The organism is Kitasatospora indigofera (assembly GCF_014655955.1).
In the GTDB taxonomy this organism is placed as follows: Bacteria; Actinomycetota; Actinomycetes; order Streptomycetales; family Streptomycetaceae; genus Kitasatospora; species Kitasatospora indigofera.
On sequence record NZ_BNBO01000020.1, the window covers coordinates 96,373 to 114,884 of the forward strand.

The window sequence follows — 18,512 nt, forward strand, 5'->3', positions numbered from 1 at the left end:
CCGGAGTCGATCACCGCCACGTCCACGTCGACCCGCTGGTCCAGGCCGTCGCCGGCCTTCAGGCCCGCATTGCCCGGGACACCGGCGCGGGCCGCGCCGTTCGGGACCTCCTGGCCGTCGGCGTGACCGACGGCCGACGCCTCCACGTACTTGACCGCGGGGTCGGCCCGCAGCGCCCGGACCGCGCCCGGGGTCAGATCGGCCGAGAAGCCGCTGAGCGCCGAACGGTAGACCGAGCCGAGCCGCACGCCGGGGGCGGACCCGGCGACGGTGACGGGGTCGGCCGCCGTGCCGTCCTGGAGCACCACCAGGTACCGGGCGGGTTGCTGCTCGGCGGAGCCGGCGCCCTGGGCGGTGGCCGGGACGGCTCCGAATCCTGCGACCGCTGCCAGCACCAGGCCGGCGGATATCGCGGTTCGCTTCATGCTTCCTCCTTGTGGGGGTCGGGAGTTGACGAGAAGGCTAGGGCCGAATCGGCCCCGGAAAATGGCGGCAACCCGTCGCTGTCGCCATTCCGACAGCGCGTGCGGAGCACCGAGGCGGCGTCGGGCCCGGCGTCGGGCGCGCCTAGGATGTGCACGTCGCCGACGGAGGGAAGCGCACGGTGCTGGATGCCCTGGGAGTCTCCGAGCAGCAGGAACGGGTCTACCGGGTGCTGCTGCGCCGCCCCGAACAGAGCCTGGCCGCACTGGCGGAGGCCGTCGGACTGCCGGCGGCGGCGGTACGCCGCCAGTTGCAGGAGCTGGAGCTCAAGGGCCTGGTCACCAAGACCCCGACCCGGCCGGCCCGGTTCCGCCCCACCCCGCCCGACCTCGGCTTCGACGTGCTCGCCCGGAGCCTGCACCAGCGCATCGACCAGGCCAGGCTGGCCGCCGCCCGGCTGGACGAACTCTGGCGCGAGGGGCGGGTCGAGCACGAGCCGCCGGTGCAGATCATCCAGGGGCGCGAAGCCAACATCCAGCACTTCCACCAGGTCCAGCGGTCGGCGACCACCGAGGTCCTGACCTTCGACATGCCCCCGTACGTGCTGGCGGGGGTGGCCGGCCAGACCGAGGTCCAACTGGAGCTGATGGCCCGGGGAGTGACGTACCGGACGGTCTACGCCCGCTCGGCGCTGGCCGGGGCCGACGAACTGGCCCTGGCCCGGACCCTCACCGGCCACGGGGAGAAGGCGCGGGTGGCAGACGACCTGCCGATGAAGCTGCTGATCGCCGACCGCGCCGTCGCACTCGTCCCGTTCGCGCTGACCGAGGAGCGCCAGACCGTGGTGCTGCGCTCCTCCCCGCTGCTGGACGGGCTGGTCGCGCTGTTCGAGAGCCAGTGGGAGCGGGCCACCCCGCTGTGGAGCAGCGGCGGGCCGGCCGACGATCTCAGCGAGGAGGACGTGCAGCTGCTCGGCTTCGCCGCGGCCGGCTTCACCGACGAGGGCATCGCCCGCCGGATCGGGGTCAACAAGCGGACGGTGGAGCGGCGGATGCGGCGGCTGATGGACCGTCTCGGCGCCCGGACCAGGTTCCAGGCCGGGCTGCAGGCCGCGCGGCGCGGGCTGCTGGGCTGACGCACCCCGGCCGACCGCCCGGCCCTGGTGGCTGGGCTGCTGGCGGGTTGTGTGCGTAGGCTGCGGCCATGTTCGAGTACCACGGCTGGATCAACGTTCTGGAGAGCGCCCGCGCCGACGATGACGACCACGACGAGCGCCGTCTGCGGGGGATCGTCGAGGGCATCGAGCGGCGCATCGGGGAGATCGCCAGCCCGTACCTGCTTGATCTGCGGTGGATGAACGGCCAGGCGTTCATCCACTTCGGGGGCTGCCCCAACCACCGTGACGCGGAGATCGTGAGGTTCTTCGGAGAGGTCGGCGAACGGGCTCCGGGCTCGTACGGCCTGCTGCATGTGCGTGACGACGAGGACCCCGCTCGGGAGAACGAGGTCCTCGTCATCAGGATGGTCCGCGGGCGGGTGACCGAGCACTCGGAGCCGCTGCTGTCGCCCTGCATCCCTGTCCTGGAGGATCCGTTCGAGGAGCAGGGCCCGAGGCGCTCCGACCCGGCGCAGGAGGACGGCGCCGGTGCTCGGTTGCAGGACGCTCGGCAGGTGGTTCCGAGGTGGCCGGCACGGCTGCCAGCAGGGCGCCGACGGTGATCGACTGTTCGCAGTGCGGGCCGTTGCGGCGGACCGCGGTGGGCGCGAGTGCATCCGGGGCCCCAGGGCTGTGAGGTATGCAGGTCAAGTGAGCCTGGGGCACCCGCGCCCGGCAGACATCCGGGGGCAGATCAGGTACGCCGGTCACCGGCGGCCGACTGAGCCAGGGCGGGGCCCGCGAGTGCGCAAAGTCGCTCGGGCCTGATCCGCCTGCCGGCCTGGCACTCCGGCCATGGATCGTGATCACGGACGGGAAGGTCAGGCCCGGGACGCTCCGAGGAACCGCAGCACGGCCAGGACACGGCGGTGGTCCGCGTCGGCCACGGGCAGGTCGAGCTTGGCGAAGATGTTGTTGATGTGCTTCGCCACGGCGCTCTCGCTGACCACCAGCGCCTGCGCGATGCCCGCGTTGGAGCGCCCCTCGGCCATCAGGCCGAGCACCTCCCGTTCGCGGGGCGTGAGCCGCACGAGCGGGTCGCCGTCGCGCCGCAGCAGCAACTGGGCGACGACCTGCGGGTCCAGGGCCGTTCCCCCGTCCGCCACTCGCCGGACCGCCGTCACGAAGTCGGCGACATCGGCGACCCGCTGCTTGAGCAGGTAGCCCACACCGCTGGTGTTCGCCGACAGCAGGTCAGCCGCGTACCGCTCCTCCACGTACTGCGAAAGCAGCAGCACCGGCGTTCCCGGCCAGCGCCGACGGATCTCCATCGCCGCCCGCACCCCCTCGTCGGTGAAGCCGGGCGGCATCCGGACGTCGATCAGGGCGAGTTCGGGCCGGTGCTCCGCCACTGCCGCCAACAGCCCCTCCGCGTCACCGGCTTCCGCGACGACCTGGAACCCGCCCGTCTCCAGCACCTTGATCAGGCCGACCCGCAACAACACCGAATCCTCGGCGATCACCGCGCGCACGGCAGCTCCGCGGTGATGGTGGTGGGCCCGCCGACGGGGCTGCTGACGTGGAAGGCCCCGTCGAGGGAGCCGACCCGCTTGGCCAGCCCGGTCAGCCCCGTGCCGACGGCGGCGTCCGCACCGCCCAGCCCGTCGTCGGTAACGCGCACTCGCAGCACCTCACCGATCTGACTGACCGTCACATCCGCACGCATCGCGTCGGCGTGCTTCGTTGCATTGGTAAGCGCCTCGGAGATCACGAAGTACGCGACCGACTCCACGTCGGGCGCCACCCGCTCCTCCAGATCGACCCGCAGCCGCACCGGCAGGGGCGTGCGGGCAGCCAGCCCGGACAACGCCGCGTCCAGACCTCGGTCTTCGAGCACGGCCGGGTGCAGCCCCCGCACCAGGTCATTGAGTTCGGCGATCGCCTCCTTCGCCTCCAGGTGCGCTCTCGCGATCACCTCGCGGGCATCACCGGGCAGGTCCGGGCGGGTGGCGACGGCCAGACCCAGGTTGACCGCGAGAGACACCAACCGCTGCTGGGTGCCGTCGTGCAGGTCGCGCTCGATCCGGCGGCGCTCGGCGTCGACGGCCTCGATCAAGTCGGTCCGGCTCACGGCCAGCTGATCGACCCGCTCCTGGAGCCGCTGCGCCCGGCTGGGCCCGAGCAGGCCCGACGCCAGCCGCGCCTCGGCCCGGGCCACTGCCCGCGCGGTCCAGGGCAGGGCACGCAGGACGAGGAGTCCAGCCGCTGTGTACGCCGGCAGCTGGGTCAGGTATCCGAACCAGTCCTGGCGGATTCCGGCTGGCAGCGCCCATGACCAGGCGTAGGCGGTGACGCCCGCCAGGCACACCGCTGCCACCGCGAGCACCAGCAGCTCAAGCAGCGCGAGCAGCGGGCCCAGCAGGAGGTGGTAGCCGGTCTTGCGCCAAGGCCGCGTCGCCGCGAGCCACCGGGCGGTCGAGGCCCACGTCCGTCGTTCCGGCGCGGTGGGGGTGAGCCGGGGGACGTCCACACCGATGAGCACCCGGTGGCGAGCCCGCTGAACGGCCGTCAGCACCGGGGTGCCGAGCAGGACCAGGGCGGCCGACACGGAAACCGTAAGGAGCCAGTTCCCCGTCCTGGCGGCGGTCGCCGCCGCCCAGGCCCACACGGGCACCAGCGCCAGGTGCGGCAGCACACCAGCGGCGAGAAAGCCGGTGTCCCGCCGCGCCCGGAGGACCGTGCGTCTCAGTCCGGCTGGAATCGTCATGGCACGACGCTAAGGCACCGCAGGAGGACGGTGCCATGAAACCTGTACCCGATCTCATGGTGAACCTAGTACCAGCTGCAGATCTTGATCTTGGCCTGTGGGCGGACAGCATTCCGGGCCGGCAGGTCGGCACGTCGGCGGGTCGGCTTCTGCCGGCCGCCGGCAGGCGGCAGGATCTCGGCCTAGCGCATCCTGCGCCGCTCCTCGCCGGTGGCGTTCGGCGTCCGGCGCCACATCCACGCGGCTCCGGCGAGGGTGACGAGCACGCCCAGCACGACCATGCCGACCGTCCAGCCCACCCGCTCCAGGACCGCGACGATCAGCCCCTCGCCGCCGGGGTTCTCCCCCGGGGCCGGTGGCTCACCGGCTGCCAGCAGGCCGGATGTCGCGCTGTGCGCCACCTGACTGCCTGCCAGGGCGGTCGTCATGGCTCCCCTTCCCATCTCCCGGGGAGCCCGCCCCGCAGACCGCTTCACAGTTTGCGGGCGCTCCCCAGGTGTGATCATGCCAGGCGTCGCCGGCCGGGGCCGGCCGGGGGCTCTACCCGGCCGGCGCGGTGAGCCTTCAGGTCCGGTCGGCGCCGGACAAGGGTTGGAGCGGGTCACTTTCGTATCCGAGGACGAGCAGGCCGCCACGGCCGGCACGTGGCCGAGTCTGTTTCGGCGGAGTCGCTACACGTGTGCCGAGGCGGCGGTACGGTCGCAGGATCGGAGGTACGGACGAGGGGGCGTGGATGCTGGAAGCGGCATTGGCGGCGCTGGCCGCGGCAGGTGGTACGGCGGTGGTCCAGGCTGCGGGCACGGACGCGTGGAACGGGTTTCGTACGCGGGTGGCCCGGTTGATCGGTCGCGGGGACGGGCAGCGTGAGCATGCCGAGCTGGAGCGCCTCGACCGGACGGCTGACGTCCTGGAGGCCGTCGGACCGGGCGAGGCGGAGCAGGTACGGATCCGTCAGGAGGCCTCCTGGCAGACCCGCTTCGAGGCACTGCTGGAGAGTCTGACCGACGTCGAGCGCGAGCAGGTCGCCGCCGAGCTGCGGATCCTGCTTCACGAGGAGGACCCGCGCCCACAACCGGGCAGCGGCGGGATGTCCGGCAATACCTTCCACGGCCCGACTGCCGTGCAGTTCGGCGACGGCAACCGGCAGGACAACCGTTTCGGATCGGGGGCATGACCGACCCGAGCACCGGCAGGACCGGGGGTGCCGGAACGGCGTTCCACGGCCCGGCCGCCATGCAGTTCGGCGACGGCAACCGGCAGGACAACCACTTCTACGCCTCGCCGCGACGCCCGGTGTCCTGGCCGTACCAGGTTGGGGTCCTTCCCCGGGAGGCCGACTGCTTCCAGCACCGCGCAGTGGTCACGGAACTGCAGGAGGCGGTGACCGACGGGGGCACGGCGGCGCGGGTCCTGGTGCTGGCCGGTACCGGCGGGGTCGGCAAGACGCAGCTCGCCGCCCACCACGCACGCCACGCTCAGGACACCGGCAGCATATGTCGATGTCGGGTAACGCTCCGATGGACGGGCTGGGAACCGACTGCGCGGACCACAGAGTCCCAGGCTCGCTGTACTCGCCGCCACCCGGCCGTGACCGTCACGAGGGCGGGCGGGTCGGAAGGCTTGACGAACGAGGACCCTCACGCCGACCGCGGCCCCCACCCGCGCCCACCCGCCGGGGTCCCCGGCGAGGCTTCCGGGCGGTCAGCCGAGCAGGCCGCGGCGGCCCGCCTGCAGGCCCGCCTGGAAGCGGGTCCGGGCGTCCAGCGAGTCCATCAGGACGCGCATCCGGCGCTCCACCGTCCGCTTGCTCATGCCGGTCGTCCGGGCCATCGACTCGTCGGTGTGACCCGCCGAGGCGAGGCCCAGCAGCCGCTCGTCCGTCGGGTCCAGGCCGCGCACGCCACGCGCCGGCCAGAGCGGGGCGGCGCACTCCCACAGCAGCTCGAAGAGCGTGAGCAGGCCGTCCAGCAGCGGTGACCGGTCGAGCACCACACTGCGCCTGGTGCCGTGCACGGCGAACGGGACCAGTGCGCCGGAGCCGTCGGTGATCAGCAGTTTCATCGGCACCCCGTCGTACACCCTCGCCTGCTCCCCGCCCCGGGCCAGCTCGTGCGCCCGCTCGATCTGGCCCGGCTCCGACAGCGACAGCCGGTCGTAGACCGTCCGGTACGTCACGCCCTGCGCCATCCGCTCCAGTTGGAGGACGTGCTGGGGCGTGATCCCCTCCTCCTGGTGGGGCGGCCGGTCGAGGGTCAGCACCTCCCGCTCGGCCGCGCGTTGGGCCTGGAGGAAGCGCTGGGTGTTGACGTCGTGCCCCTGGACGACCTCGACGGGCACCTGCCGGCCGCGCTCGCCGGCGCTCCACAGTTCGGTGAACTCGACGGCCGCCAGCCGGGCCTGCTCGATCTGCCGGTGCCGGTCGAGGGCCAGCACCTCGATAGCCAGCCCGGGCGGCGCGGCGCGGTACCTCGTCGGGTGCGGGGTGCGGTGCACCAGCCCCTTCCCCTCCAGCGCCCGCAGGCTCCGGCCCGCCTGCGCCGCCGTGCAGCCCGCGGCCTCGGACACCTCGGTGAGGGTGCTCTCCGTCGTGCCGAGCAGGGCCCGGTAGACCCGTTCCTCCGCCTCGCCGACCCCGAACGCGCCCAGCAGCATGTGACCACTCCCGCTCTCGGCCCGGAGCTGCCGGGGCAGGAGTTGTCCACGGCCACGGCACCGGGGCGAGTCGCCACGATAGGAGACGGGAGCCGCCGCCGGAACGGCGGAAAACCGGCGGTGTCGCCGAACCGACAGCCTGAGCCCGCCACGGCCGGTGGCCCGCGGAGGGCCGGTGGCCCGGGGCCGGCCGGGGCCGGCCACCCGCGGGCCACTGAACCGGTCTGAGCCGGGGAGCACCGGGGGCCCGGACGGCGAGCCGGCCGTCCGGGCCCCGGGGCCCCACGCCGTCAGGCGGCGCCGGTGACCGGCACCAGCTTCCAGCGCTGCTGCGCCTTGCCGTTGGCGGGCTGCTGGACCACCTGGGCGCCCGCGGCCGTCGACCCGCCGGGGTCGGCGAGCTGCCCGTCCGAGCGGCTCTCCAGGAGGTACCCGCCCCCGTCGGACGGCGCGACCAGCCACTGCTGCCCGGTGCTGCCGTCCCCGGTCCGGAGGTTGAGCCCGGCGCCGGGGACCACCGAGTTCCCGGCCACCGCGAGCACCTTCCCGCTGGCCACCCCGGTGACGGTGCAGTAGCCGCCAGGGACGGCCGTCAGGCGCCACTGCTGGTTGGCGCCTCCGTTGCCGTCCCACTGGATGACCGGGGTGCCGTCGGCCGTCCCCCGGCCGGAGGCGTCCAGGACCTTGCCGCTGTTCACGTCGACCAGGGTGTACGTCCCGTCCAGGGCCGGCCGGGCGCCCGGCGTGATCTCCAGGTCGGCGAACTGCGCGCCCTGGTAGCCGCCGGTGCCGAGACCGATCTGGCCGGCGCCCCAGTCCCCGTCCTGGGCGGTGCCGACGGCCGTACCGTCGATCCGGGCGGTGATCGTACGGCCCGCGAAGGCCAGGGCCAGGCGGTGCCAGCTGCCCGTCCCGGGGGCCGCGACGGTGCCGCTCGCCAGGGTGGTGAAGGCCCAGTTGCTGTCGGACTTGGTGAGCGACCACGCCCCCGTGTCGGACAGCCGCAGGTGGTAGGCGTTCAGGCCCTTGTTGTTGCGTCGCTGGGTGCCGGCCCGCCCGAGCAGCTCCACGGTGCCGGACTGCTCCAGCAGGGCGTCCGCGCTCACCGTGTAGTCGGCCCAGTCGAGCCCGCCCATCAGGGTGTACGGGTGGTTGCTCGCCTCGTCGGTCCAGCGGATCGGGGAGAGCGGTGCCTGCTGGCGCAGGCAGGTCCCGGACCGCCCGCCCGCGCACGGCGCAGTCTCGAAGGCACCGTTCATGGTGGAGAAGTAGCGGGCCTCCTGGCCAGGACCGCTGCCGGCCAGGGTGTCCGCGTAGGGCAGCGCGAGCAGCGAGCGGGCCGGGCCGGTCGCGGCGCCGGCGCCCTGGCCGGTGGTCGTGGTCAGGGTGTAGAGGCGGCCGGGCCGCAGCGTCATGGTGTACGTGCCCGAGGAGGCGGTGAGGTCGGCCGCACGGACCATCCGGCCGGGCGCGGCTGGTCCTGACAGATCGGTGGACCACACCCGCAGGGTGCCGCCCGGCAGCCCGCCGGCCACCCTGAGGGTCAGCGTCTGCGGGGCGGTCGCGTCCATCGTCTCCAGGACGGTCGACCAGGCCGACCCGTCCGGCGCGCGGTAGCTGACGTAGCTGCCGTTGGCGCGGTTGCCGCCGAGGTAGCCGGAGGCGGTGTCCAGGTAGTGCCAGCCGGGCTCGGTGAACTGGGTGGTGTGGGCGGTGGCCCAGGCGCTGCGGCCGACGGTGTACGCGCCGGACCACGGCTGGTCGGCGACGACCAGGCCCATGGTGTTGAACGAGAGGTTCTGGTAGATCGAGGCGACCAGCGGCCAGTTGAGGAAGCCGGTCATCCTGGCGTCCAGGTAGCCGCGGTTGACGCCGCGGGCGATGGCGGGGGCTCCGGCGTTGGCGTCGTCGGAGCCGTTCTCGGCCGCCCACAGCTGCTTGCCGGTGGCCAGGGCGTCCGGCGTGCTGGCGCAACTGGTCATGGCCGAGCGGTACTTGCACGGGTAGTGGACTCCGACGATGTCGACCGCCTCGGCGAGCGCGCTGTCGGAGCGCATCGCGGTGGCGATGTCCCAGTTGTCGTCGGCGCCGACCACCTTGACGGCGGCGTAGCCCTGGGCGTTCAGGGTGGCCCGCAGGTTCTTGTACCAGGCGGCGTCGAACTCGCGCTCGTTCCAGCCGCCGAGGTAGTCGACGGTCAGGTGGTGCTGCCGGGCGCAGCCGAGCCAGTCCATCAGGTAGCCGATCATGTCCTGGGACCAGAATTTTCCGTTGCCGATCCAGCCGGGCGCACCCCAGGACAGGGCGTACAGCTTGATGTCCGGGTTGCGGAGCTTGGCCTGCTCCATCACCCACCACTCGTACCCGGAAAGGCAGTTGACCGCTCCCCTGGTGTGCTCATGGCTGCTCTCGGCACCGTCGGTGGAGTTGGTGTCGCCGCCGATCTCCACCTTGAGGAGTTGCAGCGCGGCGCCGTAGCCGGGCTTGAAGAGGTGGTCGAAGACCTGGGAGCGCTGCGGCTCCGGGTAGTCGTACAGCAGCCGGGTGTTCCCGCCGCCGCCGCTGATCGCTCCGACGCCGTCGAAGACGCGGCCGGCGCTGCCGCCGTCGACGGTGACGGCAGTCGTCGCGGCGGCGGTCGTCGCGGTTGCGGTCGTCCCGGCGGCGGCGACCGGTGCGGCGGTGGCAGTGGCGGCGCCGGGTGCGATGCCGCTCAAACCGAGGAAGAGGGACCAGCAGAGCGCCAGGGCGGTGAGGACGGGGACCCGGGAAGTCCTGGTCCGATGGGGTGCGCGGAGTGGTGTCCGCAGTGCCGTGGACATCGGTGGATGCGTCTCCAGCTTTGCAGGGATGGGCAGTTGGCGGATCCCGTGAGGGGCTTCGGCATCCGCCCGGCACCCTAGGAGCGGAGTTCTGATCGAGTCAATGGAAACGATCGCACTTCTGACTGTTCGACAGATTCTCGCTCTCCTGGACGCTTTGAGATCATTCGATCGCTGCGCCTTGACGCCGGCCGTCACCCTGCGGAGGATGCGGGGTACGGCACCCCGCACGCCCCGGTCCCGGTCGCGGTCGCGGTCGCGGCGAAGCAGCCACCGACGCCCGCGGGCCGCGACGGCCGGCCGCCGGCCCACCCGTCACCCCCGTCCGACACCACGAGCCGCCCCGTCCGCGCCGGGGGCCCCGGCGCGGACCACTCCGTTGCGCGGTAACCGCTTTCCGATAGTCTTGCCGACCGGTGCCGCCGCCTCGCCGGCCGGCGTCACCGACACCGACACCGACACCGAGATCCACCGTCCGACCGGAGGCAGAGATGCGACTGGCACTGAGCACCCTGGGCACCCCGGGGGCGTCCCTGGCCGACTCGGTCGCCCTGGCCCGGAGCTTCGGCCTCGACGGGCTGGAGCTGCGACTGCACCCCGACACCGGGGTGCACGCCGGCCTCGACGCCGGCGGACGGGCCGCCGTGCTCCGGACGCTGGGCGGCCTCCCGGCCTTCTGCCTCTCCGGATACGTCCGGATCTGCGAGCCGGGCGACGACGAGCCGGTGATCGAGGCGCTGCGGGCCGACCTCCGGCTCGCCCGGGACCTCGGCGCCGGACACGTCCGGGTCTTCCCCGGCGGCGAGGACCTGGACGCCGGGGCGCGCAGGCTGGCCGCCGTCGCGGACGAGGGACCGCGCGTGCTGGTCGAGACGCACGACGCGCTGCCCACCGGCGCCGCCGTCGCGGCCCTGCTGGCACGGGCCCCGCGCGCCGGCGCGATCTGGGACCTGCTGCACCCCTGGCGGCACGGCGAGGACCCGGCGGACACCCTGCGGCACCTGCGGGACCGTCTGGTGTGCGTCCAGATCAAGGACGCCGCCTCGGCCACCGACACCACGCCCGTCCCGCTGGGGACGGGCGGCGTCCCGCTGGCCGCCGCCCGCAAGCTCCTCGACGGGTTCGACGGCTGGGTGTCGCTGGAGTGGGAGCGGACCTGGTACCCGGACGTCCCGCCGGTCGAGCACGTCCTGCCCGGCGCGCTGGACTGGATCGCCGGCTGAAAGTCTGATCGAGGGAGCCGGTCGACGGAGGGCAGGCCGGCCGGGAGTCCGGCGGACGGGTCCGGCCGGCGGACAGCGGGAGCACCGCCCGGGCAGCTCGCCTCCGGCCGCCGCGGCGGCCGTCCGCGGATCCGGGATCCCCGACCAGGACGCGGGCCGGGCCCGTGAATCCCCCGCCGGCGGACGCCGCGCACCGGATGACGGACGGCGGACGGTGACTTGAGGAATCCTTGAGGTTCGCAGGACTCCCGCGAACACCTGACGGTACGCCAGAATTGTCGGTGCCAGGTCAATCGATCACCCGGCGCGGCCGCCGCACGGCCGCACCAGGTTCCGAGGTCACCGACCGGCGGGACCGGACGCCGTCCGCTGCCGCCGGCGCCGGATGCCCGCGGGCCCGGCGGCGTGCCCGTCCCGCGCCGTCGAGCCGTACCCGGGTGCGCCGGTCCGGGGCCGCGCCCGGGTGGTCACCGACCTGTCCGACGGCGCCGGAGTGGGGCCGGGCGCCGGGCCCGCACGATCCCCGTACCGGCCGCCGGCCGGACGCCGACCGAGGAGTCCCCGTGTCCTTCGAACCCCGTACCGTGCTCGATCCCGCCAGGCCCCACACGCTGGCGCTGTTCCGGATCGTCACCGCCCTGCTGTTCTCCTGCCACGGCGCCGCCTCGCTGTTCGGGGTGCTGGGCGGCACCCACGGCGGTGGTACCGTCCCGGTCGGCCAGTGGCCCGGCTGGTGGGCCGCACTGATCCAGCTGGCGGGCGGCGTGCTGGTACTGCTGGGGCTCGGCACCCGGCCGGCCGCGCTGCTGTGCTCCGGCTCGATGGCCTACGCCTACTTCTCGGTGCACCAGGAGAAGGCGCTCTGGCCGATCCAGAACGGCGGCGAACTCGCCGTGCTGTTCTGCTGGGCGTTCCTGGCCCTCGCGGTGACCGGACCGGGCAGCCTCGCCCTCGACACCCTGCTGCGCCGCCCGGCGGCGGGCGGGCGGACGGGCCTGACCGCGGCGCGGAACCAGGCGTAGCCCGGGCGCCGGCCTCCCGGCCCCCTCCCGGCCGGAGCGGACCGAGCGTGCTCGGACGACCCCGGCCGGGAGGGGTCGTCCGTATGCAATCCGCGGTCCGACAATCAGTCCGGCCGCAGCGAGTGTCGCACCGCCCGCCTGCTCGACACGCTGTTCTACTGGCTGCATGGCCCACATCACGTTCCTTCTCGTGGTGGTGATCATCACAGCCTTGGCGTTCGATTTCACCAACGGCTTCCACGACACCGCGAATGCCATGGCGACCTCGATCGCCACCGGCGCGCTGCGCCCACGGGTGGCGGTGCTGGTGAGCGCCGTGCTCAACGTGGTCGGCGCTTTCCTGTCCACGGCGGTGGCGAAGACGATCTCCGGCGGCATCGTGAACGACGGACTGATCACCCTGGGCATGATCTTCGCGGGGCTGGTCGGCGCGATCCTCTGGAACCTGCTGACCTGGCTGCTCGGCCTGCCGTCCAGTTCGTCGCACGCACTGATCGGCGGGCTGATCGGCGCGGCCTGGGTCGGCGCGGGGCTGCGGGCCGTGGACTTCTACGAGGTCCTTGAGAAGATCATCATCCCGGCGTTCGCCGCCCCGCTGGTGGCCGGGCTCGCCGCCCTGCTGGCCACCCGGCTGGCCTACCGGCTCAGCGGGCGCGCCGACGAGGAATCGGTGACCCGGGGCTTCCGGTTCGGGCAGATCGGGTCCGCCTCGCTGGTCTCGCTCGCCCACGGCACCAACGACGCGCAGAAGACCATGGGCGTGATCACCCTCAGCCTGATCTCGGCGGGTGCGCTGCCCACCGGCTCGGGACCGCCGACCTGGGTGGTCCTCACCGCGGGCCTGGCCATCGGCCTGGGCACCTACCTCGGCGGCTGGCGCATCATCCGCACCCTCGGGCGGGGGCTCACCGACATCCGCTCGCCGCAGGGGTTCGCCGCCGAGACCGCCTCCGCCACCGTCATCCTGACCTCCGCCCACCTCGGGTTCGCGCTCTCCACCACCCAGGTCTGCAGCGGCAGCATCATCGGGGCCGGGCTCGGCCGCCGGCGCGCGCAGGTCCGCTGGAGCACGGCCGGCCGGATGGCCGTCGCCTGGCTGATCACGCTGCCGGCGGCGGGCCTGATCGGCGGCGCCGCCTCCGCCGTCGTGGTGCACGGCGGGACGGCCGGGACGGTGGCGGTCGCGGTGGTCGCCGTGGCCGCGGCCTCGCTGATCTACCTGCTCTCCCGGCGCAGCCCGGTCACCGCCGACAACGTCAACGACGCCCGCAACGTGACGGTCAACCCGCAGCCCGCCCCCGCGAGCAACTGAACGCGGGCGACCGGACGCAGGCAGCCGGGGCGCGGGGAACCGGGCCCGGCAACCGGGGCGCGGGGAAACCCGGCCCGGCAACCGAGAGGGAGGACGCCGCCGTGGCACTGCACTGGAGCGCTCTGGGCGAGGTGGCCGCCGTCAGCATCGGCGCGACGGTGGCGGTCGCCGTGGTCTTCACCCTGGGGGTGCGGGCGATGCTGAACCACCAGGACGCCAGGGAGAGCGGCCGGGGTTCGGCCGCCGCCCTGGCGGGGGCCGCGGTGTGCTTCCTGGCCTGCGGGGCCGCCGTGCTCTACGGGCTGTATCTGATCATCCCGCAGTTCCACGACTGAGCCGGGCCGGCCGGCCGGCCGGGCGGCGGCCCCGGTGCCGTCACACCCCGGCCGCGTCCAGGCCGACGCCCAGGGCGTAGGTGACCGCCATCGCCAGCCCGCCGCCGAGCACGTTGCGCAGGACGGCCCGCCGGGGCGGCGCCCCGCCCAGCCGGGCGCTCAGCAGTCCGGTGACCAGCAGTGCGCAGAGCACCGTGGCCGCGGTGGCCGGCGCCCGCACGGAGGACGGCAGCAGCAGGACGGCGAGCAGCGGGCAGAGCGCCCCGACGGTGAAGGAGACGAAGCTCGCCCAGGCGGCCTGCCAGGCGCTGGTCAGCTCCTCGGGGTCGATCTTCAGCTCGACCTCGGCGTGGGCGGCCAGCGGGTCGTGCTCGGTGAGCCGGACGGCGACCTCACGGGCCAGCGGCTCGGGGAGGCCCTTGGCCCGGTAGAAGCCCGCGAGTTCGGCGAGTTCGGCCACCGGGTCCTCGGCGAGTTCGCGCTGCTCCTGGCGCAGCGCGGCCCGTTCGGAGTCGCGCTGGCTGCTGACCGACACGTACTCGCCGACCGCCATCGACAGCGAGCCGGCCAGCATCCCGGCCAGGCCGGCGGTGAGCAGCGCGCTCTCGGAGGTGGTGGCGCCGGCCACGCCCATCACCAGGCCGGCGGTGGAGACCACGCCGTCGTTGGCGCCGAGGACGGCGGCCCGCAGCCAGTTCAGCCGGGGGCCGAGCGCTCCGCCGTGCGCCTCGCGGTGCCCGGCGTCCTCGTCCGCGCCACCGCTGCCGCCGCCTGCGCTCCGGCCTGCACCGTCGCCACCGCCACCGCCGCTACGGCTGCCGTCACGACCCGGCCTGTCCGTCGGCTCGGTCTCCGGCACCTGGCCCCTCCTCGGTCCGTCCCGCCCGGGCGGGCCCGCGGGCCCCGGTCCCCGCCATCCTCCCGGCCCGGCCCGGCGTTGCGACCCAGCGACACACGGCGGGACGGGGGCACCGGGCGGACCGTCCCCGGCCCCGGCTGCGGAGGACGGTGGACGACCGCGGACGACTGCGGACGACGAGGAGCCGCGGTCAGACGCCCGCCACCAGGTCGGTGCCGACCACCAGGTCCGCGCCGGTGGCCGCGCGGACCTCCTCCAGGGTGGTGCCGGGGGCGAGTTCGACCAGCCGCAGGCCGTCCGGGGTGATGTCGACGACCGCGAGGTCGGTGACGATGCGGTCGACCACCCGGCGGCCGGTGGCGGGCAGCGAGAGCTCCTGGACGATCTTGGGCGATCCGTCCCGGGCGGTGTGCTCCATCACCACGATCAGCCGGCGGGCGCCGTGCACCAGGTCCATCGCGCCGCCCATGCCCTTGACCATCTTGCCGGGGATCATCCAGTTGGCCAGGTCGCCGTGGACGGAGACCTCCATCGCGCCGAGCACCGAGACGTCGATCCGGCCGGCCCGGATCATGCCGAAGGAGAACGCCGAGTCGAAGTACGAGGCGCCGTCGGCGGTGGTGACGGTCTCCTTGCCGGCGTTGATGAGGTCCGGGTGCTCCTCACCCTCGTACGGGTAGGGGCCCACCCCGAGGATGCCGTTCTCGGAGTGCAGGACGACGTGCACCCCCGGCGGGACGTGGTTGGGGATCAGGGTCGGCAGGCCGATCCCCAGGTTGACGTACTGGCCGTCCCGCAGTTCCCGGGCGGCGCGGGCGGCGAGCTGGTCGCGGTCGAGCGGCATGGTCAGATCTCCTCGGCTGCGCCGCGGACGGCGGGGCGGACGGTACGGCGTTCGACGCGCTTCTCGGCGGGGCCGGCGGCGACCACCCGGTCGACGTACACGCCGGGCAGGTGGACGGCGTCCGGGGGCAGTTCACCGGGCTCGACGATCCGCTCGGCCTCGACCAGGGTGATCCGGCCGGCCATCGCGCAGAGCGGGTTGAAGTTGCGGGCGGCGGCGTGGAAGACGCAGTTGCCGTGCCGGTCCGCCACGGCGGCGCGCACCAGGGCGAAGTCGGCGGTGACGGCCTCCTCCAGCAGGTACCGGCGGCCGCCGAACTCCCGTACCTCCTTGGGCGGTGAGGCCAGCGCCACCGACCCGTCGGCCGCGTAGCGCCAGGGCAGGCCGCCCTCCTCGACCTGGGTGCCGACGCCGGCCGGCGTGAAGAACGCCGGGATGCCCGAGCCGCCCGCGCGCAGCCGCTCGGCGAGGGTCCCCTGCGGGGTGAGCTCCACCTCCAGCTCGCCGCTCAGGTACTGGCGGGCGAACTCCTTGTTCTCCCCCACGTAGGAGGAGGTCATCCGGGCGATCCGGCCGGCCCGGAGCAGCAGGCCGAGACCCCAGTCGTCGACGCCGCAGTTGTTGGACACCACCCGCAGCCCGGTCGGGCCGGCCTCGGCCAGCGCGTCGATCAGCGTCGAGGGGATGCCGCAGAGACCGAAGCCTCCGACGGCGAGCGTCGCCCCGTCGGGGATGTCCGCCACCGCCCGCGCCGAGGTCACCACCTTGTCCATGTTCCTGCCTTCCGTCCGGGGAGCCGTGCCTTCGCTGCCTCCCCCCGGCGGCGGGAATCCGCGCAGGCCGGGGCGGTGAGGCCCTTTTCACTGTTCCGGCACCGCCCGCGGCTCGGCCATGTGCGCCCGCCACATGGCGCCGGGCCCAGGTGTTGCTGCCGCCCACATGTCCGGGCCCGGCCGCCGCTCCTAAGGTCTCACCAACCACCCACCATGACCCCGCCGCCACCCGGAGCGTGACCCTCGGGGGGCGTCCGCACGGACGCTCCCGCACCCCGGGCGGCGGCGGACGGCCACACACCCCCCGGGAGCCGACCACCATGCGCATGCGCACCGCACACGTCGTCAGCAGCAGACCCCTGCAGGCGCTTTCCCTGCTGACGGCCGGCGCCCTGCTCACCGGCTGCGCCGCCGCCGGCACGGCCGGGTCCGACAAGGCCGCCGCGGGGGACGGCTCCCCCGTCAAGGTCGGCCTGGTGTACTCGCGCAGCGGTCCGCTGGCCGCGTACGGCAAGCAGTACCTGGACGGCTTCACCGCGGGTCTCGCCTACGCGACCAAGGGCACCAACAAGGTCGCCGGGCATCCGGTCGAGGTGACCGAGCAGGACGACGCCGGCGACCCGGCGAAGGCCGTGGCCGCGGCCAAGGACCTGGCGGGCAAGGGTTACAAGATCCTCGCCGGCAGCACCGACTCCGGGGTGGCCCTCCAGGTGGCCCCGCTGGCCGCGCAGAACCACCTGCTGTTCATCAGCGGCGCGGCCGCCACCGACGCCCTGACCGGCATCAACAAGTACACCTTCCGCTCCGGGCGGCAGTCCTACCAGGACGTCCTCGCGGCGGGGACGCTGCTGCTCGGCGCCAAGGACAAGAAGGTCACCGTCCTCTCGCAGAACTCGGCGTTCGGCCAGGCCAACGTCGCCGCCGTGAAGTCCGCGCTGGAGGGCCAGGGCGCCGTGGTGACCTCGGTGCTGGCGCCGCCCAGCGCCACCGACCTGACCCCGTTCGCGCAGCAGGTGAAGGCCGGCTCCCCCGACCTGGTCTACGTGGCCTGGGCCGGCGCCAGCGCCCCCGCCCTGTGGACCGCGCTGGACCAGCAGGGCGTCCTGGACGCCGGCAAGGTGGTGACCGGGCTGGCCGGGACGGCCTCGTACCCGATCTTCGGGCCGGCCGCCGCCAAGATCTCCTTCCTGGCGCACTACTTCCCCGGCGCGGCCGGCGGCAACGAGGCCGAGAAGGCGATGCTGGACGGCGTCGCCAAGGCCGGCGGCACGCCCGACCTGTTCAACCCGGACGGCTTCACCGCCGCCCAGATGATCGTGCACGCCGTCGAGGCGGGCAGCCCCACCGACACCGCCGCCATGGTCAAGGCCCTGGAGGACTGGCGGTTCGCCGGGCCCAAGGGCGACGAGCAGGTCCGCGCCGAGGACCACGCGCTGCTGCAGCCGATGTTCACCGCCCGGCTGAACGGCCAGGGGCCCGACGCCAAGCCGGAGTTGCTGCACGTCCTGCCCATGTCGGCGGCCGCGCCGACGGTCAAGACGATCGCGGGCTGACCGATGGCATCCCCGAACACCGCACCACGGGGTGACGCCGGGGGCGCCGGGAGCGGGCGGGCGGCCGCCCTCGCGCCCCCCGTGCTCCGGCTGCGCGGCCTCGGCTGGCGCGTCGGTGGCGCCACCATCGTCGAGGACGTCTCCTTCGACGTCCAGGAGGGCGAGTTCCTCGCCTTCATCGGCCCGAACGGCGCCGGCAAGACCTCCCTGTTCAACCTGATCAGCGGCCTCAACCCGGCCACCGCCGGCAGCATCGAGCTCGACGGTGCCGAGATCACCGCGCGGCCCGCGCACGCCCGGGCCCGGCTCGGCCTCGGCCGGACCTTCCAGACCTCCAGCCTGTGGCCGGCCATGTCGGTGGCCGATCACGTCCGGCTGGCCGCGCAGGCCGCCGGCGGCGGCTCGTACCGGATCTGGCGCCGGGCCGGCGGGTACGCCCGGCAGGTCGGCGGCGCCCTGGAGCGCACCGGCCTGGGGCACCGCGCCGAGACCCCGGCCCGGGAGCTCTCGCACGGCGAGAAGCGCAAACTCGAACTGGCAGTCCTGCTGGTGGGCGATCCCCGTCTGATGCTGCTGGACGAGCCGATGGCCGGGGTGAGCGCCGAGGAGGTCCCGGCGCTCACCGAGCTGATCCGCTCGCTGCACCGCGAGGAGGGCCGCACCGTGCTGATGGTCGAACACCACATGGACGTCCTGCTGGGCCTGGCCGACCGGCTCGCCGTGATGCACCACGGCACCCTGCTCGCCCTGGACACGCCGCAGGCCGTGATGGCCGACGCCACCGTGCAGCAGGCCTACCTCGGGGAGGAACTGTGAACGCCGAAGCCCAGG

Annotated in this window: 18 protein-coding genes; 9 read left to right on the forward strand and 9 right to left on the reverse strand. The window is 73.9% G+C overall.

Annotation, left to right across the window (positions count from 1 at the left end; genetic code table 11):
* On the reverse strand, window positions 1-425 hold a 425-nt coding region (locus IE329_RS18855; protein WP_229927572.1), incomplete at its 3' end, for a protease inhibitor I9 family protein.
* A 179-nt stretch (window positions 426-604) separates the two neighbouring features.
* Here IE329_RS18855 and IE329_RS18860 point away from each other — a divergent pair.
* Window positions 605-1,558, forward strand: coding sequence for a helix-turn-helix domain-containing protein (locus tag IE329_RS18860; protein WP_190212080.1), 954 nt, complete (start codon window positions 605-607; stop codon window positions 1,556-1,558).
* A 68-nt stretch (window positions 1,559-1,626) separates the two neighbouring features.
* Window positions 1,627-2,142 carry an Imm7 family immunity protein gene (locus tag IE329_RS18865; RefSeq protein ID WP_190212081.1) on the forward strand — a complete coding sequence of 172 codons (516 nt, stop codon included), beginning with the start codon at window positions 1,627-1,629 and terminating at the stop codon, window positions 2,140-2,142.
* A gap of 258 nt (window positions 2,143-2,400) precedes the next feature.
* Here IE329_RS18865 and IE329_RS18870 read toward each other — a convergent pair whose 3' ends face one another.
* The 3 genes from IE329_RS18870 to IE329_RS18880 all read right to left on the reverse strand — a co-directional run bounded on the left by IE329_RS18870 (window position 2,401) and on the right by IE329_RS18880 (window position 4,714).
* Window positions 2,401-3,051, reverse strand: a complete 651-nt coding sequence (locus IE329_RS18870; protein WP_190212082.1) for a response regulator — start codon at window positions 3,049-3,051, stop codon at window positions 2,401-2,403.
* Window positions 3,039-4,286, reverse strand: coding sequence for a sensor histidine kinase (locus IE329_RS18875; protein ID WP_190212083.1), 1,248 nt, complete (start codon window positions 4,284-4,286; stop codon window positions 3,039-3,041). The genes IE329_RS18870 and IE329_RS18875 overlap by 13 nt, the downstream gene beginning before the upstream one ends.
* Before the next feature lie 182 nt (window positions 4,287-4,468).
* Window positions 4,469-4,714 (reverse strand): hypothetical protein, encoded by a 246-nt coding sequence (locus tag IE329_RS18880; RefSeq protein WP_190212084.1) that lies wholly within the window; start codon window positions 4,712-4,714, stop codon window positions 4,469-4,471.
* Between the two features lie 305 nt (window positions 4,715-5,019).
* Between IE329_RS18880 and IE329_RS18885 the strand changes: the two genes are divergently transcribed.
* Window positions 5,020-5,460: a hypothetical protein gene (locus IE329_RS18885; RefSeq protein ID WP_190212085.1), complete on the forward strand. Its 441-nt coding sequence runs from the start codon at window positions 5,020-5,022 to the stop codon at window positions 5,458-5,460.
* Between the two features lie 527 nt (window positions 5,461-5,987).
* Here the strand turns inward: IE329_RS18885 and IE329_RS18890 are convergent.
* The gene (locus IE329_RS18890) at window positions 5,988-6,938 is read right to left on the reverse strand and encodes a helix-turn-helix domain-containing protein (RefSeq protein WP_190212086.1); all 951 of its coding nucleotides are present in this window, start codon (window positions 6,936-6,938) and stop codon (window positions 5,988-5,990) included.
* Window positions 6,939-7,228: 290 nt separating this feature from the next.
* Window positions 7,229-9,760, reverse strand: a complete 2,532-nt coding sequence (locus tag IE329_RS18895) for an RICIN domain-containing protein (RefSeq protein ID WP_190212087.1) — start codon at window positions 9,758-9,760, stop codon at window positions 7,229-7,231.
* 491 nt (window positions 9,761-10,251) lie between these two features.
* On the opposite strand from IE329_RS18895, the gene IE329_RS18900 reads away from it, so the two are divergent.
* The 4 genes from IE329_RS18900 to IE329_RS18915 all read left to right on the forward strand — a co-directional run bounded on the left by IE329_RS18900 (window position 10,252) and on the right by IE329_RS18915 (window position 13,652).
* Window positions 10,252-10,983: a sugar phosphate isomerase/epimerase family protein gene (locus tag IE329_RS18900; protein WP_190212088.1), complete on the forward strand. Its 732-nt coding sequence runs from the start codon at window positions 10,252-10,254 to the stop codon at window positions 10,981-10,983.
* A 563-nt stretch (window positions 10,984-11,546) separates the two neighbouring features.
* Window positions 11,547-12,005: a DoxX family protein gene (locus IE329_RS18905; protein ID WP_190212089.1), complete on the forward strand. Its 459-nt coding sequence runs from the start codon at window positions 11,547-11,549 to the stop codon at window positions 12,003-12,005.
* Between the two features lie 166 nt (window positions 12,006-12,171).
* The gene (locus tag IE329_RS18910) at window positions 12,172-13,317 is read left to right on the forward strand and encodes an inorganic phosphate transporter (protein ID WP_190212090.1); all 1,146 of its coding nucleotides are present in this window, start codon (window positions 12,172-12,174) and stop codon (window positions 13,315-13,317) included.
* Window positions 13,318-13,418: 101 nt separating this feature from the next.
* Complete coding sequence (locus tag IE329_RS18915) at window positions 13,419-13,652, forward strand: hypothetical protein (RefSeq protein ID WP_190212091.1); 234 nt, start codon at window positions 13,419-13,421, stop codon at window positions 13,650-13,652.
* 40 nt (window positions 13,653-13,692) lie between these two features.
* On the opposite strand, the gene IE329_RS18920 is transcribed toward IE329_RS18915, so the two are convergent.
* The 3 genes from IE329_RS18920 to IE329_RS18930 form a co-directional block, all read right to left on the reverse strand.
* On the reverse strand, window positions 13,693-14,352 hold the full coding sequence (locus IE329_RS18920; RefSeq protein ID WP_229927582.1) for a VIT1/CCC1 transporter family protein: 660 nt from the start codon (window positions 14,350-14,352) through the stop codon (window positions 13,693-13,695).
* A gap of 349 nt (window positions 14,353-14,701) precedes the next feature.
* Window positions 14,702-15,355 (reverse strand): CoA transferase subunit B, encoded by a 654-nt coding sequence (locus tag IE329_RS18925; RefSeq protein ID WP_190212093.1) that lies wholly within the window; start codon window positions 15,353-15,355, stop codon window positions 14,702-14,704.
* Between the two features lie 2 nt (window positions 15,356-15,357).
* Complete coding sequence (locus IE329_RS18930) at window positions 15,358-16,128, reverse strand: CoA transferase subunit A (protein WP_190212094.1); 771 nt, start codon at window positions 16,126-16,128, stop codon at window positions 15,358-15,360.
* Window positions 16,129-16,454: 326 nt separating this feature from the next.
* Here IE329_RS18930 and IE329_RS18935 point away from each other — a divergent pair, with 326 nt between their 5' ends.
* Both IE329_RS18935 and IE329_RS18940 read left to right on the forward strand, forming a co-directional pair.
* A complete protein-coding gene (locus IE329_RS18935) occupies window positions 16,455-17,681 on the forward strand; it encodes a substrate-binding domain-containing protein (RefSeq protein ID WP_190212095.1) in 1,227 nt (408 codons plus the stop codon).
* A 3-nt stretch (window positions 17,682-17,684) separates the two neighbouring features.
* On the forward strand, window positions 17,685-18,497 hold the full coding sequence (locus tag IE329_RS18940; protein WP_190212096.1) for an ABC transporter ATP-binding protein: 813 nt from the start codon (window positions 17,685-17,687) through the stop codon (window positions 18,495-18,497).
* Window positions 18,498-18,512: the final 15 nt, after the last annotated feature.

Bases quoted from the DNA above. Each gene is read 5' to 3' on its own strand.
- IE329_RS18940 (WP_190212096.1), top strand. From the start codon at position 17,685: ATGGCATCCCCGAACACCGCACCACGGGGTGACGCCGGGGGCGCCGGG.
- IE329_RS18930 (WP_190212094.1), bottom strand. From the start codon at position 16,128: ATGGACAAGGTGGTGACCTCGGCGCGGGCGGTGGCGGACATCCCCGAC.
- IE329_RS18865 (WP_190212081.1), top strand. From the start codon at position 1,627: ATGTTCGAGTACCACGGCTGGATCAACGTTCTGGAGAGCGCCCGCGCC.
- IE329_RS18890 (WP_190212086.1), bottom strand. From the start codon at position 6,938: ATGCTGCTGGGCGCGTTCGGGGTCGGCGAGGCGGAGGAACGGGTCTAC.
- IE329_RS18925 (WP_190212093.1), bottom strand. From the start codon at position 15,355: ATGCCGCTCGACCGCGACCAGCTCGCCGCCCGCGCCGCCCGGGAACTG.
- IE329_RS18895 (WP_190212087.1), bottom strand. From the start codon at position 9,760: ATGTCCACGGCACTGCGGACACCACTCCGCGCACCCCATCGGACCAGG.
- IE329_RS18885 (WP_190212085.1), top strand. From the start codon at position 5,020: ATGCTGGAAGCGGCATTGGCGGCGCTGGCCGCGGCAGGTGGTACGGCG.
- IE329_RS18935 (WP_190212095.1), top strand. From the start codon at position 16,455: ATGCGCACCGCACACGTCGTCAGCAGCAGACCCCTGCAGGCGCTTTCC.
- IE329_RS18880 (WP_190212084.1), bottom strand. From the start codon at position 4,714: ATGACGACCGCCCTGGCAGGCAGTCAGGTGGCGCACAGCGCGACATCC.
- IE329_RS18910 (WP_190212090.1), top strand. From the start codon at position 12,172: ATGGCCCACATCACGTTCCTTCTCGTGGTGGTGATCATCACAGCCTTG.
- IE329_RS18875 (WP_190212083.1), bottom strand. From the start codon at position 4,286: ATGACGATTCCAGCCGGACTGAGACGCACGGTCCTCCGGGCGCGGCGG.
- IE329_RS18900 (WP_190212088.1), top strand. From the start codon at position 10,252: ATGCGACTGGCACTGAGCACCCTGGGCACCCCGGGGGCGTCCCTGGCC.